This is a genomic window from Candidatus Ancaeobacter aquaticus (assembly GCA_030765405.1).
Lineage (GTDB): Bacteria > Auribacterota > Ancaeobacteria > Ancaeobacterales > Ancaeobacteraceae > Ancaeobacter > Ancaeobacter aquaticus.
The window spans coordinates 26,909-43,779 of sequence record JAVCCP010000040.1 but is presented as its reverse complement, the minus strand read 5'-3'; the positions used below and the strand labels follow the sequence as shown (position 1 = coordinate 43,779).

The 16,871-nt window shown below is 39.9% G+C and carries 17 protein-coding genes; 1 reads left to right on the top strand and 16 read right to left on the bottom strand.

The annotated features are described in order from the left end of the window. Positions 1 to 65: 65 nt before the first annotated feature. From P9M13_04295 to P9M13_04220, 16 genes are all read right to left on the bottom strand, one after another. On the bottom strand, positions 66 to 419 hold the full coding sequence (locus P9M13_04295; GenBank protein ID MDP8262508.1) for a DUF5320 domain-containing protein: 354 nt from the start codon (positions 417 to 419) through the stop codon (positions 66 to 68). Between the two features lie 61 nt (positions 420 to 480). Further along, the gene (locus P9M13_04290) at positions 481 to 945 is read right to left on the bottom strand and encodes a transcriptional repressor (GenBank protein MDP8262507.1); all 465 of its coding nucleotides are present in this window, start codon (positions 943 to 945) and stop codon (positions 481 to 483) included. A gap of 197 nt (positions 946 to 1,142) precedes the next feature. Then, positions 1,143 to 2,090 carry a protease modulator HflC gene (gene hflC / locus P9M13_04285; GenBank protein MDP8262506.1) on the bottom strand — a complete coding sequence of 316 codons (948 nt, stop codon included), beginning with the start codon at positions 2,088 to 2,090 and terminating at the stop codon, positions 1,143 to 1,145. Beyond that, a complete protein-coding gene (gene hflK / locus P9M13_04280) occupies positions 2,090 to 3,088 on the bottom strand; it encodes an FtsH protease activity modulator HflK (GenBank protein MDP8262505.1) in 999 nt (332 codons plus the stop codon). The genes hflC and hflK overlap by 1 nt, the downstream gene beginning before the upstream one ends. Before the next feature lie 24 nt (positions 3,089 to 3,112). Then, the gene (locus P9M13_04275) at positions 3,113 to 3,541 is read right to left on the bottom strand and encodes a peptidylprolyl isomerase (protein MDP8262504.1); all 429 of its coding nucleotides are present in this window, start codon (positions 3,539 to 3,541) and stop codon (positions 3,113 to 3,115) included. Positions 3,542 to 3,644: 103 nt separating this feature from the next. Further along, the gene (locus tag P9M13_04270) at positions 3,645 to 4,592 is read right to left on the bottom strand and encodes a DUF481 domain-containing protein (GenBank protein ID MDP8262503.1); all 948 of its coding nucleotides are present in this window, start codon (positions 4,590 to 4,592) and stop codon (positions 3,645 to 3,647) included. Positions 4,593 to 5,012: 420 nt separating this feature from the next. Then, complete coding sequence (locus P9M13_04265; protein MDP8262502.1) at positions 5,013 to 7,709, bottom strand: hypothetical protein; 2,697 nt, start codon at positions 7,707 to 7,709, stop codon at positions 5,013 to 5,015. A 235-nt stretch (positions 7,710 to 7,944) separates the two neighbouring features. After that, positions 7,945 to 8,418, bottom strand: coding sequence for a superoxide dismutase [Ni] (locus tag P9M13_04260; protein ID MDP8262501.1), 474 nt, complete (start codon positions 8,416 to 8,418; stop codon positions 7,945 to 7,947). Positions 8,419 to 8,568: 150 nt separating this feature from the next. Continuing rightward, on the bottom strand, positions 8,569 to 9,291 hold the full coding sequence (locus P9M13_04255) for a Bax inhibitor-1/YccA family protein (protein MDP8262500.1): 723 nt from the start codon (positions 9,289 to 9,291) through the stop codon (positions 8,569 to 8,571). A 16-nt stretch (positions 9,292 to 9,307) separates the two neighbouring features. Continuing rightward, positions 9,308 to 9,541 (bottom strand): hypothetical protein, encoded by a 234-nt coding sequence (locus tag P9M13_04250; GenBank protein ID MDP8262499.1) that lies wholly within the window; start codon positions 9,539 to 9,541, stop codon positions 9,308 to 9,310. Between the two features lie 168 nt (positions 9,542 to 9,709). After that, a complete protein-coding gene (locus P9M13_04245) occupies positions 9,710 to 10,006 on the bottom strand; it encodes a YggT family protein (protein MDP8262498.1) in 297 nt (98 codons plus the stop codon). 170 nt (positions 10,007 to 10,176) lie between these two features. Further along, the gene (gene hcp, locus P9M13_04240) at positions 10,177 to 11,847 is read right to left on the bottom strand and encodes a hydroxylamine reductase (protein ID MDP8262497.1); all 1,671 of its coding nucleotides are present in this window, start codon (positions 11,845 to 11,847) and stop codon (positions 10,177 to 10,179) included. A gap of 13 nt (positions 11,848 to 11,860) precedes the next feature. Further along, on the bottom strand, positions 11,861 to 12,679 hold the full coding sequence (locus P9M13_04235; GenBank protein MDP8262496.1) for a 4Fe-4S binding protein: 819 nt from the start codon (positions 12,677 to 12,679) through the stop codon (positions 11,861 to 11,863). Between the two features lie 2 nt (positions 12,680 to 12,681). Next, positions 12,682 to 13,086, bottom strand: a complete 405-nt coding sequence (locus P9M13_04230; GenBank protein ID MDP8262495.1) for an Rrf2 family transcriptional regulator — start codon at positions 13,084 to 13,086, stop codon at positions 12,682 to 12,684. Positions 13,087 to 13,148: 62 nt separating this feature from the next. Next, positions 13,149 to 15,065 (bottom strand): glucoamylase family protein, encoded by a 1,917-nt coding sequence (locus tag P9M13_04225; protein ID MDP8262494.1) that lies wholly within the window; start codon positions 15,063 to 15,065, stop codon positions 13,149 to 13,151. Between the two features lie 58 nt (positions 15,066 to 15,123). Then, complete coding sequence (locus P9M13_04220) at positions 15,124 to 15,336, bottom strand: hypothetical protein (GenBank protein ID MDP8262493.1); 213 nt, start codon at positions 15,334 to 15,336, stop codon at positions 15,124 to 15,126. 120 nt (positions 15,337 to 15,456) lie between these two features. Between P9M13_04220 and P9M13_04215 the strand changes: the two genes are divergently transcribed. Beyond that, positions 15,457 to 16,833, top strand: coding sequence for a sodium/glutamate symporter (locus tag P9M13_04215; GenBank protein MDP8262492.1), 1,377 nt, complete (start codon positions 15,457 to 15,459; stop codon positions 16,831 to 16,833). Positions 16,834 to 16,871: the final 38 nt, after the last annotated feature.

Below are 16,871 nucleotides of genomic sequence, written 5' to 3'. Positions count from 1 at the left end.
CACACGATAATTACAGGCATTAACAATTATTATACCTGTAATTATCATGCGGTCCATTCCTTATATTATTCTTTTTTCTGAGCCTGCTCGGTCTGCTGAATATCTTTCTCTAAAATTTCGAGTTCACTTTTCAGGTTCTGAGCATGCGATTTCATCATGTCAACCTCCTGTTCGGGCGATACTTGATACATCGGATCGTATCCCATACCCTGAGATCTCCCTCTCACCGAACCGGGTAACCCGGTTGCATAAAACATATTACGATAGCCTCTGCCAGCGCGACCGCCAAATGCCCTCATACCTCCACGACCAAAACCACCTTGAACATTTCCGGGATTTGGAAGTCCTGCACAATATCCGGCACCTCTTCCTGTCATAGAACCCATTCCATTTGGGCCTGTACCATCTCCTCTTGGCATAATAAACACCTCCTTTTTATTTGTTAATGATAACCATTATCATTACATTGCAAAAAAAATATTACTTACACTTTTCGCACAAACCATAAAACTGCAAAACATGACTTGTGATTTTAAAATTAAACTTTTTGGAAAGACCTTTTTCAGTTTTTTTCAAAAGCTGTACCTCTTCGTCCACAAAATCTGTATAATCTGTCACCTTCCCGCATGCGCTACATACTAAATGATGGTGGTGTTCTTTCCCATCAGCCCTTTCTGATATTTCATATCTTGCACGTCCATCACCAAAGTCATATTTTGAGATGATGCCCAACTGCACAAGCATTTCAAGTGTTCTATACACTGTTGTTAACCCTACCGTTGGATGCTTCCGATGAACTTTTAAATAGATATCTTCAGCGCTTAAGTGTTCCGATGCATTACCTAATATATCAAGTATTCCCTGACGAGGAATAGTAAGTCTAAATCCTCCTCCACGCATCTTTCCGTGCCACTGGTCTGACGTTTTACCACATTGATATTTCATACACGCTCCATTTAATGATAACGGTTATCATTATCAATACTACAATACTATGCTATTTCTGTCAACAATAAAAATAAGAATAGTCTCAAAAACCCCACCGCCCCGATTTATCGGGACGGTGAAGCTTGAAAAAAAAAGGGGACAGTCTCCCTTTTTAGAAACTGTCCCCTGACATACTCTACTTATCTTAAGTGTTACTACTCTCCTTGAATATTCTGCATATATTTATAGTAATCACTGTCTGTTGTCATAATAAGAGTCGTGTTCTTATCTACAGTTTTACCATAGGTTTCCAAAGTCTTCTGAAACGAATAAAACTCTGGATCAGCACCGTAAGCACCGGCATAAATGTTTACCGTCTCGGCATCTGCTTTACCCTTTACCCCTTGAGATGTTCTGTATGCTTCAGAGGTAATGAGCTTCATCTCTTTTTCACGCTGGCCGTCAATCTCAGCTTTTCTTCCCTGTCCTTCAGAACGATATCTTTCAGCTGCACGTTTACGCTCTGCGATCATACGTTCATATACCTTGTTACGTACCTCCTGAACATAATTAACACGCTTAATACGTACATCAACAAGTTCAATACCGTATTGCGGCGCTAATTTACGTGCCCTTTTAAGAATTGCCCGCTCTACAGCCTGACGACCGGTTGAGATCTTTTCTACCGCTTCTTCTGTAACAATGATATCTTCTCCTTCTTCTTGTTTTTCTAAAATCTGGTTGGAGTTTCTCACCGTCGCAACAAGAGGATTAGAAGTAATGATATCACGTGTTGCAGAATTGAGGATATCATCAAGACGCGCCTGCGCACCGATTTCATTGTGCACTGACTGCAAAAACAAGAGTGCATTCGCTATTTTCCAGCGTGCGGTTGTATCAATCCAGATATATTTCTTATCTTTTGTCGGTATCTGGTTTGGATCACCGTCCCACTCAAGGATTCTTTTTTCAAAATAATGCGTTTGTTGAATAAACGGTTTTTTGAAATGCAAACCCGCTGTGGTGATCGGCTTACCTATCGGTCTACCAAACTGTGTGATAACCACCTGCTGTGTTTCATTTACCGTATAGACCAATCCGGTAACTAGTGATAACACTACTAAAACAATTATTCCTGCTATTACTTTAATGGCTAATTTCATCAGTTTTTACCTCCCTTTTTCGCATTCTTCCCTATATTCATCAGGGGTAAAATAGATGACTGTTTTTTGTCTACAACATACTTTTGATCAGCTTGAGGAAGTACATTTGACATCGTATCAAGATATAAACGTTTCTTGGTAATTTCCGGCGCTTTTTTGTATTCTGAGAGAATCATACCGAAACGTTCAGCTTCACCTTTTGACCTGTTCACTTTGTCGAGTGCATATCCTTCAGCTTGGCGTATCACTTTTTTAGCTTCACCACGCGCACGAGGGATAGCCTTATTGTACGCTTCCCATGCCTGATTAATAACACGTTCTCTTTCCTGTTTTGCCTCATTCACTTCATTAAATGCAGGCTTAACCGCATCAGGTGGATTTACATCTAGGAGCTTTACCGTTACAACTTGTATACCGGTATCATAGCTATCCAATATCCTCTGAAGTTCTACCTGTACCCTATCATCAATTTCTTCACGCTTTGTAGTTAAAACCTCATCTACACGATAATCACCTACATATCGTCTCATAACAACTTCTGATAGGTCTCGTACCGCGTCCAGTGGATCGCGAATATAAAACAGCAGTTTTACCGGGTCTTTTACCCTAAACTGCACGATCCATTGTACATTCAATATATTAAGATCTCCGGTCAACATCAATGACTGGTCAAGATATGGCCGTGTAGTATACCCTCTTCTAATATTCGAACGTGTAGACTTTGATCCAAACTCTTCTTTAAAAATACGTTTTACTTTTACCGGCTTCACTTTATCAATACCAAACGGCAGTTTCATGTGCAGTCCTGGATCAGTTGTAGCGGTATATTTACCAAACCGCGTTAATACACCAACTTCATCAGGGCCTATTGAATACACCATACCGGTCAATGCAACGATCACTACCACAACAATGATCAGTATCGGTATAAACTTTTTTGAATCTGCAAACTTCTTTTTGCCAAGTTCAATAATTTGATCGGGATTGTTAAAATCCATATTGCCTCCTTTCCCTACAATTATTTATACAATTTCAATAACTTCAATTTCAAACGTCAGATCTGCTCCTGCAAGCGGATGATTTGCATCAAGCGTTACCTTGGTTTCAGAAATATCTTTAACGGTAACAAATAGTGGCTGCATGCCTTCTCTTTTCACTTCGAGCTGCTGCCCGATTTCAGGATCGATATCTGCATTAAACTGTTTTTTCTCAACTTCAAAAACCATCTCTTCTTTACGCGGACCATAGGCTTTATCAAAAGGTATCGCTACAGATTTTTTATCGCCTTTAGCCATTCCTTCAACAGCTTCTTCAAAACCGGGTATAACTGTCCCTGTTCCAAGAGCAAACTGTAATGGGTCACGCCCCTTAGAAGAATCAAACTCTTTACCTTCCTTTAATGTGCCGGTATAATGGACCTTCACTGTATCACCGATTTTTACCTGTGCCATAACATCTCCTCCCTATTATTTCTTTAGTCACAAATATACACAACAAAGAAGATACTATATAGCATCATATGGATATCGTCAAAGACATAATAAAGGACCAAAATCAGTATTTATATACGAGCGAAGATATCGCCCTGATATCGTTGTCCTTTGTATTTGGCCCTGGATTGTTGTTATAATCATCAATGAGGCTGAAACGTATCGCAAGCCACTCAGTGATGGGGTTTTCGAGAATAGTTTCTGAATGAAGCCGGAAATCTCCAACAGAAGTTAAAGACGGATACACGATCACAGCTTCTGAAACTGTTAGATTTCCGATCAATTTTTTCTTAAAAAAAAGCCGAGGGATCATGACAAGTTCGGTTTTAGCATCCATATCATCACGAAAATTTGTGTATGTAACACCGAGTCCTGTTTCAGCTAAAAGCTGAAAATCATCTGTATCGTAAAACCAGTAGCCAATACCAACACTCGGCGTGGCGCGGGCATTAATGTTCGCAAACCGGTCATGATCGCCTTCGATCTTATAATAGTTGTACCATTTTAATGTTTTGCCAAAACTATATGCGTACCGGACAGAACCGCCGTAGCGCTGTGCGTCCATTTTTTTGTGAGTTTCAGAGTAATAACTCGTCCCCTTCACCGTAAACTCATTCTTCTTTGTTTTTCGGGATATCTTAAAATTTGCGTTTGCCTGACCCTGTTCTGTATTTCCCGTCTGGTAATCAAATCCCGCTGAGAGCTCTGCATTCCAAAGCTTTTTCGCTTTTTCTTTCGCGGCAATCATAGTCGGTGTCTGAGGACCAGTAATGATCTTTTGATTTTTTTGATAGACCACTTTCCCGCGTTCACTCACTACCTTTGCAAGATATCCTTTTGATACAGACACGACACCCATAGCATCAGTTTTAACGGAATAGTTCTCGTCATTCTCACTTACAACTTGACCGTTTATCTTGTCCCCATTTGAGAAGTAGAAAACTTCAGCATAAAGAGGCGTAATTGAAGCGAAATAAGAGATGACTATGATGATAGTAATAAACCTTTTCATGAGGGCATTATATGGCAAGGCTGTTATAAATGTAAAGTGATATAGATGATTCGGAAGACATTCGATTATGCACCTGTTTCAACTATTCTCGCGGCGTTGTGAACATCGTTGATGCTAGTGATAAAAACACAAAGAAAAGGAGACCATTAAAATGGTACGCGGTGCTAAAACTCGCGAAACGTTGATGCCCGTTCTCAACTCTCTAAAAAAAACAAACACCCGATATCTTTCTTCACCTCAAATCAGCATTGGATCAGCTTGCCTGTGATTCTTCTCTTGATCCTTACCATTTACTTTTTAATTCCTCTTAGTCCCCCTTGTTACTAACCCCTTACAGTTACACCTTGGAAGTGTAACTGGGTTTATACTCTACGCTACACGCTTTAGAGCGAAGCATCCCCCCCGAAGGGGACGCTAATTTTATGCCGCTGTCAACATCTCTCTCAGAGAATTGACGTGGATCTGCATATCCTTTGTAACACTTTGAGTCGGAGGTATTGCGTCTAAACCAAGTGCCACCTTATCATTTACATTCAGTCCCAGTAAGGTTAGCGATGAGAGGAACTTTTTCTCTAACTCAGGGCCTAAGTAACTTGCCAACTCCTTAAATGTCCCCGTCTCAAAATCAAAATTTTCTCCGGCTATCCTGTGTGCCCTTATCATCAGCTGCGCTACATCAAACAGCGCCTTTACGTCGTTAAATTCAACATCTTGCACAGATTGTGGTCCTACTACCGGTATATTCTTAAACACCTTCGCCACCTGAAACTCCTCATTTGCCGAATTTATCCACGCTATGTCGGTTACATCTACCTTTTTGTCTGTCAGCTTATTCGCGCAGTCCACCACCTTTGCCTCTAAATCCGCGCCGGCATAATTTGTATTTAAATCTATCTCGGTTACAAAGCCCGCTACTATATCTTTATAATCCCTCATAATCCCTGCCCGATAATCGCTTGTCCAAACATAATCGTCTCTTCCAACAAGTATTATCCTCGCGTTCGGGTTCTCCTTTTTGAGTTTCATCACCGCTTCTCTAAATCCCATCATGTTATCGGGGCTTACCGTAACGTATATTATCGACGGCTTATCCTGATTTGCTGATTCCTTACCTAAACTCGCGATTACGTCCTTCCCCTGTTCTGCTGTTAAGCCCTTTATCAGGTTATTATTTATATATTTCGCAGTTTTACTTAGCGTGAGCATATCGGATATAACCGCGTCACGCTCTTCCTTCATCTCTTCTTTTATTATCACGTGATTTGAATCACCAAGGACATGATGCAATAATTCATGTAATTCTATCTTTGCCACTATCTCCGGATTTGAATTCCTCACCATGTCTTCCGCTAAATACACACAGCCGTATTTAACTCCCGCGTGCGAGATTACCTTGTCCCCCACCGTGTATCCTTTTAAATACCTTATTGCTAACTGCCTTTTGCCTTCTGGAGTATTTACCATGGTATTACCGCTTAATAGGCCTTTCATTTCACCTATTAACTTCTCCACAGTCATACCGGAAGGAAGTTCATCCACATTTATAAATCCTTTTATAGCTTCAGGCTTAAGCAATTTTTCAACCGCTTCATCAACCTTCTTTATCTTTTTCGTTAATTCATCATCTGCTTTTAATGTTTTATCTGATACTATAGTCTTATTTTCAAGCTTCAGTCCCGATATCCCCTCTTCACCGCAATCCTTCTGCAGATATCCGGCTTCCATCTTAGCTATGATGTCTTTCCTTGGTTCAGCTTTTTTTACTCCGGGGAGAAGCAGATTACTGGCAATTGTTACTGTACCTGTAGATGTGTCGAACCCATATTCTGATGATGACCGGAATCCCGACGTAGCTGGGGACTCTTCCTCTATAATATTACCTGTAGCAGTATCTATCAACACATATCCATATTGATCCGCCCATGCAGTATTTCGTATTGCCGCATATAATACAGAACCGTCATTTGATACAGCAATTTCAGTAATGCCGTCAGGTCTGTAGTGATGCAAAAGATTGATAAATTCTCTCGTCACAGCGTTATACATCCATACATCGGATAACTGCGAGCCCATGTAAGTGCCCTTTACTGAGCGAATATAATATATATTACTGTTATTAGGTGCTGCTATTGTATCAATGATTTTCATTGAATCATTCGGTCCAAATGCCGGATATTCATAACCATTACGAGTAAAACCAAAATTAGCCTTATAATAACTTATTGCCTTTTGTTCTAAATCATCTTTCGTAACAACAATCGGCTGAAACTCAATTACTGCCGGTGCCGTTTGCCGGACAACACTGATCTCCGGAGCGTAATGTTTGCCAAAACACCCACCCAATGCAAGCAATATCGCAAATAAAAAGAGTGCCTGACCCCCCATAACCAACACAGGCCCACGTTTGGTAAAAAGCGTTCCAGCTCTTCCTGAACCTCCACCCTTTTTACCATCTTTCGGTTTAATAATCTCATCTTTGTTCAGCTTTGCTATTCGATCATCAACCAATTGCATAAACTGCGCAGTTTCAGGAATGTCTCTGATTTCAACTTCAAACCCCGGTTTGGCTTTCTGGAACTCAATTAAAAGCGGCAGGTTCTTTTCCAAAAATTCATTTGCCTCTTCATCGACAGGAGCTTCCTTATTCCTCACAATATAAGAGAACAAATTACCTCCTATATCATAAGGAATAATAATATAATAAATATCCTTATTATTCTTTTTCGAAACTATAACCCTTACCTCTTTAGCCCTCACGTTTATCCGCTTTTTACCTACTCTGTTTTCATCATTATATTCGTCAACCTTTTCCTTGATATCAGATCCAACTACTTTATTGACTTCACTAAGTGACTTACCTTCATCCAGTAGATGCTGAACAGCACTAAATACTGTATCAAAAATAGCCAGCATATCAGTCTCCTGATTCAATATTACCGCTAACTGTTCCGTAGAGAATTGTTTATTCACCGGCTTTGGCGCAAGCGTGTTTTTATTAACCATTTTTTTACCGGAATTCAAAAACATTTGAGGCGCCGCCCACGCGGTAGATGTCAATAAAAATACAGCCGCGGTAAAAACCGACATACACTTAATGAATAGATTTACATGTTTCATTTTCTGACTCCTTACCTCTAATTGTTACGCTAATGTTAATTGTCAATGATAGTGTAGCACATAACTTCACGTTTGTCAAGGGCTCAAGGTCTCCAAAAATGGCGGATAAGGATTTATACGAGAAAATCTGGGGGGATCGTAAATTTCGAAAAAAGTGAGACTAAGGAAAGCAAGACTGCCTAAATCACGTGCCGTACAGCACTAACGAATCATGATTATGAGGTTTTGAGCAACTTTACGTTACATTTGAATGTTTATGATAGAGCTCGTGAAATTGTTTTAGTAATTCCCGTAGTTTCTTCACATTCTTAAGATCCGTTGTCTGTTTTGATTCCATCGCATAGACTAACATTTGATGAAGAACGGTTATTTTATCCTGATATTGTTTATATCCTTTAACATCTTCAGAGGGAACCGGTTTAATTCTTTGTGCCATGAAATAATACGTTACCGTATTCATTATCTTATCAGCATGCACTTCTTTATTCTCTATCCACCGTACAATTTGGTTATAGTTTTTTTCTTTCTTTTTAGATAACGAAATGATTTCATTCATAGACTTTTCAATAGTGGTAATGTCTTCAGCAATCATCGCGAAACGCGCTTCATCATCATATATCCCGCATGGTATTTGACAATGCGAATAACACACTTGAGTAAATATCAATACACTTATAATACAACTTACTATCAGCATCGTTTTCTTCATACTATTCCTCTGGTAGTTCGTAGTTTACACCTATAAAATTTACAAGTAAATTTTTCTGGGTATTGTCCCCGTAGGGGATCGTTCATTGTTCTTAGTTTTTAGTCTTCAGTCTGTAGTCTCTGGTCTGGGGTCTCTAGTCTTGATGTTAAGTTATCTTCTTATCTTTGCGAGAAGGCGCAGCATCTCAAGATAGAGCCAAATAAGAGTGACCATAATGCTAAATGCACCGTACCATTCCATATATTTTGGAGCACCCGCTTCGGCACCTTTTTCGATATAATCAAAATCAATAACGAGATTAAGTGCAGCAACGCCGACAACAAACAAACTAAAACCAATACCCATCCACCCGCTTTGATGTATAAGCGGCACCTGCACTCCAAAAAATCCGAGAATAATCGCAACAAAATAAAAAAGCGCTATACCGCCTGTTGCAGCAAACACACCAAGTTTAAAATTCTCCGTTACTTTTATTAAACGTGTCTTGTACGCAAAAAGCATACAGAAAAGTGTCCCTAACGTTAATCCTACCGCTTGAGCAACAATCCCCGGATACATCTTCTCAAACATTGCTGATATACATCCTAAAAATAATCCCTGAACAAAAGAATAGATCGGTGAAGTGATGGGCGCCCACTCTTTCTTGAATATTGTTACCAAAGCAAGTATAAAACCGCCAATAAGTGCCGGCCATATGTACGGGGCCATTGAAGCAGGGTTTTTCCATACCAGTGACGCTCCAAACACAACAAGCGCAAGTAATATAAATGAACGGTTTACCGTGCCCTGAATAGTCATAGCATTAGCCGCGCTGTCTGCACGCACACTGGTAAACGCATTACCCATAAGTGCAGGATTTCCTGATCGCATCATATGTATCCTCCTTTAATTATTTCAAATCTTTTAGCTCTACAAAAAAGGTTGTTCCTTTTCCTTCTCTTGATTCAAACCACACCTTACCATTCTGTGCAGAAATAATCGATTTTACCGCACCGCATTCCGTACAAAAAACCGATGTACCGCATCCTGCAGGCATTTCAGTTGCATGAACACAGCCAAACAACTCACCAGGCCGTTTACCAATCACTTTACCGAATGCAATACCGATATAAATTAACAGCATGTTGTTACAGTAAACAATCTGACGGTTATTGTTTAATACCATGATGCTTTAGAGAAAAATTCATGACATTCAACGATATCATGTTCACGGGAAAGCGTTTGCGTTGGCGAACGATCAGGTGTGGCAAAATACGATTTCTTTTTAGCCATACACATTCCTCCATATTATTTATTGTAAACGCGTACTCAGGTCCATTAACGTCTTTACAAGAAATGATTTCACTAAAATGATCGCAAGAAATGCAATGATAGGAGATATATCTATTCCTATACTCATTGGAATCAAACGCCTAATTGGCCTAAGGATTGGTTCTGTTAACTTATTAAGATACTGAACTATTACGTTATACGGATCAGGATTTACCCAGCTAATAAGCGTACGAATCAGTATCAGCCAATATAAAATAGTCAGTACAATATCAACAATGGTCGCGAGTGCTGAAAATAAATTACCAATTACAAACATACCTCTCCCCTTACTCTATAGTTAATGAATTATAACCCGCTCATTTTACAAATACTTACATAATAATACAAGTATTTTGTAAGAGAATTAAGAGGAATAAAAAAGGCTATAGGATAGAGATCAAGTCATTCATACGTACTCAATGCTACCCTATAGCCTTTTTACTAACCTTAATTACCTGCGAGTGTATCTTGAATATCAGCATCGACTTCACCAATCGGCTTGATACTGAATTTCTCAACAAGAATATTCAGTACATTCGGTGAAATAAATGCAGGGAGAGTTGGCCCTAACCTGATATTTTTAATGCCAAGATATAGTAACGTAAGAAGAATGCATACCGCTTTTTGCTCATACCATGAGATTATCATCGATAATGGCAAATCATTCACACCGCACTTTAGAGCATCTGCAAGTGCACTTGCGATCTTTATCGCCGAATACGCATCGTTACACTGCCCAACATCTAAAAGTCGAGGTATACCGTCTATAGTTCCGTAATCTTCTTTATTGATCCTAAACTTACCGCACGCTAATGTCAAAATGATGCAGTCTTTAGGAACTTTTTGCGCAAATTCAGTAAAATAATTTCTCCCAGGTTTTGCACCGTCACAACCGCCAATAAGATAAAAATGGCTGAGTTTTTTCTGCGCAACAAGATCAAGTACCTTACCGGCAACACCGAGAACCGCATTATGTCCAAAACCGACGGTAATTTCTCTTTCTATTGCATCTTCTGAAAAACCGCCAAGTGCAATCGCTTTTTCGATCACCGGTGAAAAATCTTTTTCGCCGCTAGTTTCATCAACGTGTTTTACATCAGGCCATGCAACAAGTCCTGTCGTAAACACATTGTCTTTATAGCTATCAAGCGGTTTCTGGATACAGTTTGTAGTAAACAGTATCGCCGCGGGAGCATCTTTAAACTCTTTCTGCTGATTCTGCCAGGCTGTGCCGTAATGGCCTGCAAGATGCGCATGTTTTTTCAGTTCCGGATATCCATGTGCGGGCAACATCTCACCGTGAGTATATATGTTGATACCTTTTCCTTCAGTCTGCTCGAGTAACGCTTTAAGATCCTTAAGATCATGACCGGTAATAATGATTGCAGGACCTTTTTTTACTCCCCACGATACTTGTGTCGGTACAGGATGACCGAAATGGCCGGTGTGTGCGCCGTCTAAGATTTCCATGCATTTGAGATTTGCCTTACCGCATTCCATAACGAGAGCAACAAGCTCATCAGCACCTAATGTTGTATCAGCAAGCGCGGATAAACCTTTGTAAAAGAATCCGGATACTTCTTCATCCTCAATAGCAAGAAGACGCGCATGGTCAGCGTATGCCGCAATTCCTTTCATGCCGTAAAGAAGTATTTCCTTTAAGCTTTGGATATCTTCATTATCGCTTGCAAGAGAATCAATTCTGGCAGATTCCCCTTGTTTTATCATCTCTTGAAAGTTTGACGCCGGCCTCCACTGAGCAATCTCAGGAAGCGATTCGGAAAACTCTTTTCCGTTCTTACTTTTATATGCATCCAAAAAAAGCCTTTTGATATTTTCTTTTACGGCTCCCGAGGCTAGAATCATCTTTTCAAGCCTCTTCTCATCAAAATTCACATTCGTAATAGTTGTAAACAACCCTTCAATTATATATTTATCAGTATCACTGTCTGTAACGCCAAGTTCACGGGCTTTTTGACCGTATATACTAACAGCAATCAGCGCGTGGATTAAAAGATCCTGAAGATCTGCCACTTCCGGAGACTTCCCACACACGCCCTGAACGGTACACGCTTTCGTTTGAGCCGTTTGTTCACATTGTCTGCAATACATATCCATAAAAAATCCTCCTTTAGATTATTTCACCTTTTAATGATACATTATATTCCTTTATAATAACATTTTTACCGGATCGTTTTAGCGCTTCTTCAACAACCTTGATTGTCCCGGAACAACACGGCACTTCCATATGTGCAATCGTTATAGATTTAATCTCATTGTTTTTAAAGATCTCAGTGAGTTTCTCTATATAGCTATCAATACCACTATCAAGTTTTGGGCAAAACATTATAAGCTTTTTGCCCTTCAAAAATTTCTGATGGAAATTACCATATGAAAAAGCTACACAGTCAGCTGCAACTAATAGCTCTGCATTCTGAAAATATGGCGCGTTAGAATTAATCAAATGCAACTGTATTGGCCACTGGGTCAATTCAGAATGAGTAGAGACAGGCGCATCAGACTTTGACCGAGCTTGAGGATCAAATTCCATGGTCTTAATCCCAGGACATGCGCTATGACCGGAATTTTTGTTTTCATATTCAGGCACATCTATTCCTTTCTCTTCTAAATAGGTAACAGCTTCGTTGAAATAGACCGTCTCACCATGATCTTTAAGATGTTTTAGGTGGGCTTTTATGACATCATTTCCTTGAGCCGCAATATTTTCCATTGTTTTACGTTCACTATACTGGTCGGCTTCACGCTCCTCTATAGTAATAGCATCTACCGGACAATCACCTATACAGGCACCTAATCCGTCACAATATATTTCACTGACAAGCTTTGCTTTGCCATTAATCATCTGAATAGCACCTTCAGGACAGCCCTTAGCACATTGGGCGCATCCGTTACATTTTTCTTCATCGATCCGAATAATTTTTCTTTTCATATTTAATCCCCTTCAATTAGTGATGCTATCGTTACAGCCTGTAATTCTTCGACAACATTCTTTTCAATTTTGAGTATCTTTTTACGTAATGGACATGTCTTTTTATTAGGACAGATTTTTTTCTTTAAAACACATTTATTAAAAGAAACTTTCCCCTGTAATATTTCGATCACTTTTGAAAGACGTATCCGCCTCGCAGATACAGCCAAAGTAAAACCGCCGCCTTTGCCCTTTATGGATTTTAAAATACCTGCTTTACCTAACTGCTGAAGGATTCTCCTTAAAAATGCTTTAGGAACACCAGCCTCATCAACAAGCTCCTGAACTGAGACAAGTCTCTCGGGTTTCTGTGCCATGTAAAGCAAAGCGCGTATTGCATAATCTGTATCACGATTTATTAGTTTCATGGCTTAATGATACTATTTTTGTATCATTTGTCAATAAAAAAATATGCTTTTTATAGAAAATATTATTCGAGTGTAATACGGCCCAGTTCGTACCCTTCCCCTACAGGAAAGAAATACCAGTTATACTTACTTTGAGTGTTATCATTGTCACTGTCATGAAACGCGGGTGAAAGACGTATAGTCTTGCCTTTTTTAGGGATAATGCCCAGATATTTCCAGGTAACTTTTCCATCAATGCTATATCCATCATCTGACTGGATGATATCTGTTACGATATTATCGTTTTCCGTTGGATCCTGATTTTGAAACCACGACCACACCTTTACTTTTTCTAACATACCATCCGGACTGAACCCTATTTGAAAATCCTTCACATTACCCCATTCCAGGGAGCCACCTTCAGGGTTAACAAACAATTCTAAGCAATCATCATTATAAATTTTGTCTCCGTCATTTTTGGTGACGAGAGAATCATCCCTAACCATAATTTTAAAGTAAAGATACGTACTGTCCCATGCAAACTGTATCGAAGCGTACAGATCACCCTCCTTATCAATCTCACCCACCTCACGTAAACGCCTACTGCTCAAATCGATCTGTTGAACACCATCCCATGAAAAAACTTCGTTTTTCTCAACTGCCGTATATTCAGGAGGTACAGGTAAAGTAATTTCTTTGGTTCCCGGCTTAAACCCGATCTTTTCAAGAGCACGTATCGATTCCGGTGACTGAGAAAATAGTTTCCAGATAAGACCCGTACGGTAATTTTCGATTCCGAGCAGGATCGCTCCCTGATCGATCCCGATAACATCAGGACTTTTCCAATGCGAATCAAGATTAAACGCGTCTACAAATCCGTACCTTCCCCACAACCATCCTTTTTCATGTACATACAGTTTCTTCATAAACTTAATTGAAAGCTCAGGCGTAAACATAATCGAAGTAAGAGCTGCCGTTGGCGCTACTGTTCCGTCGTATACCGCCGCTCCGGGTTTTGCGCCATAGGCTTTATATCCGAGAGGTCCATCACAGGCAGTTAACCCCCAGTAACCTTTTTCAAACGTTTTATATTGCTGGGCATGATTCATGCAGAAAAAATAATTACACTTTGTTACATTAACCGAATTCTTAAAATAGTCGGCATACTCATCATGTTTGTCACGCAGATCAAAAAACAACTGCGGATACTGATGCGTGAAAAGCGGCGGTGACTGTATAATCGTTATACCTTTATAAACACCTTTTTTTCTAAAAATATCGTTCCATGACTGACTTGATATCGCATTTCCATCGGCACCTATCGCAAGAAGAACTAAAAGTATCCCTTCATTATAATCGGACCAGCGCTCTTTTATAAAACCAGACGCCGGTTTCCATCCCATACTAAACGTTTTACCCTTATTCATCATCCACTGAAAATCTATACGGTCATAAATCTCTTTTACATACTCAGTTATTTTTGGATCTTTGAAGTATTCACGAGCAGTAACGGCACCTGCTAGTAAGATCGCTGTATCAATAGATGATATTTCGGTATCTGAGACACGTTTTCCAGAGGTCATACCAAGAAAATGATAGAAAAAACCTTTTTTATGCTCGGCTTCACGAGCAAAAAAACGCAGGGTGTTAGTGGCACGTTTAAGTGCCTTATCCCTACTTACCCACCCGCGTTCAACCGCAACGGGAAGTGCTGCAAGACCAAAACCTACAGAAGCAATACTGGAAATCTGATAATCATCACGCTTAAAATTGTTCGCACGATCCTTTACAAGCCCGTTAGATGTATTAGCTTCATTCCAGAAGAAATCAAACGCGCGGTGCTGGATCGTATCGAGCAAAGAATCAGTATCAGTAGCGGTATGATTAGGGACAGATGTGTATTCTGAATCGCTCTGAGCGGGATTGCTCACGCAAGATGTCGTTACACAAAAAATGTATACTAAAATAACAGCACATATAATATGTTTTATCACTCTCATATATCACCTGTAGCTAGATAAGGCGACAGTCCCCTTATCTAATTCGTTTACTACTTTCTCAATGAGCTTCTGAAACATTATTTACCACCCGTGCAATTTTTATAGGTATATCAATATCTTGAAGAAAATTACTTTTCCTACCAAAAGCACCCAATGCTAGTGCTTCATCATACAAAGCATCTACCATTCTAAAATTATCGGTTATACTGAGCTTTTGCTTCTTCATAAACTCTTTTTCAAATTGTGCCAACAATGCCTTATTTTTTATCATATCTTTCACACTTTCTGTACATATGATACCACAATAAATAGGGGCCGTCCCCCTTTTTTTTATGCAGATATGAGCAATTCCGCATATTGATTAGAAAAAAAGGGGACAGTCCCCTTTTTCATGTGTTATTATACATTCATGACTATTGTTATATCATTTGCGTGTCTCTGTTTATTGTTAGCACTCGGAAAATTTCTTCGGGTAAAAGTTGGATTATTTCAACGTTTGTTTCTTCCCGCTTCTGTCATAGGCGGTATTCTAGGACTTATACTGCTACACACTGTTAAAAACTATATCCCTGCTTCCTGTACCGCCGGATGGAGTTTTTTACCAGGATTTCTTATCAATATCGTTTTTGCGACACTGTTTTTAGGTGTGACACTCCCCTCGGTTCGCTATATATGGAAAGAAGCCGGACCACAGCTTGTGTATGGACAAATCGTTGCGTGGGGACAGTATGCCGTTGCACTTTTTATCTCTATAGCTGTCCTCGCACCACTTTTTCTAGTCCCAAAATATTTCGGCGTCATTGTCCCCGTAGGATTTGAAGGCGGACATGGTACCGCAGCAGGTTTAAAACCAACGTTTGATCTCCTGAAATGGACTGTTGGAGATGATTATTGCCTCGCGGCGGCGACATTTGGTATTACAACCGCTATCATAATCGGTATCATTCTCATTAACTGGGCAGTAAGAAAAAAATATGTATGCGGCACAAAAGAGCTTAATGAAAGTGAGAAAAAAGGGATCTATAATATTGATGAACGTCCTATCGCCGGTCGACAAACAACAACACCGAGCTCGATGGATAGCTTAGCACTCCATATCGCTATTGTCGGTATCGCTATTTTTGTTGGTTTTGTCCTTAAGGTAGGTCTCGTTCTTATCGGTTCTCTGTTCCTTACACCTATACAGAACGAATTTTTTAAGGCGTTTCCTCTGTTCCCGCTCTGTATGATGGGGGGAATCATTGTTCAGATATTTATTTCAAAGATTATCAAGATCGATATTATCGATCACGGGCTGATGGAACGCATATCATCGACTGCACTCGATTTTCTTGTTGTTGCCGCAATATCGATTATTTCTCTCCCACTTATAATGAAAGGGTTGATACCTCTTATACTTGTTGTTGTTGCGGGTATCGGCTGGAACCTTTTTTGCATACTCGTTCTCGCAAAAAGAATGCTTCCTGACGCATGGTTTGAAAGAGGCATAGTCGAAATGGGACAATCTATGGGTGTTACCGCAACAGGATTACTTCTACTGCGCATTGTTGATCCCGAACACAAAACACCGGCGTATACTGCATTTGGGTGCAAACAACTTCTGCACGAACCGTTTATGGGTGGCGGCTTGTGGACATCTATCGCTATACCGCTTGCGATCATTCATGGCTCGTATCTTGTATTAGCAATAAGCATTGTCGCACTTATCGTTTGGTTTGTTTTGTGGAGTGTGCTTTTTCGGAAACAATTAAGGGGACAGAATATTTAATCATACCCTACCCACCGCGTAGGAGTCACTGCGTGCCA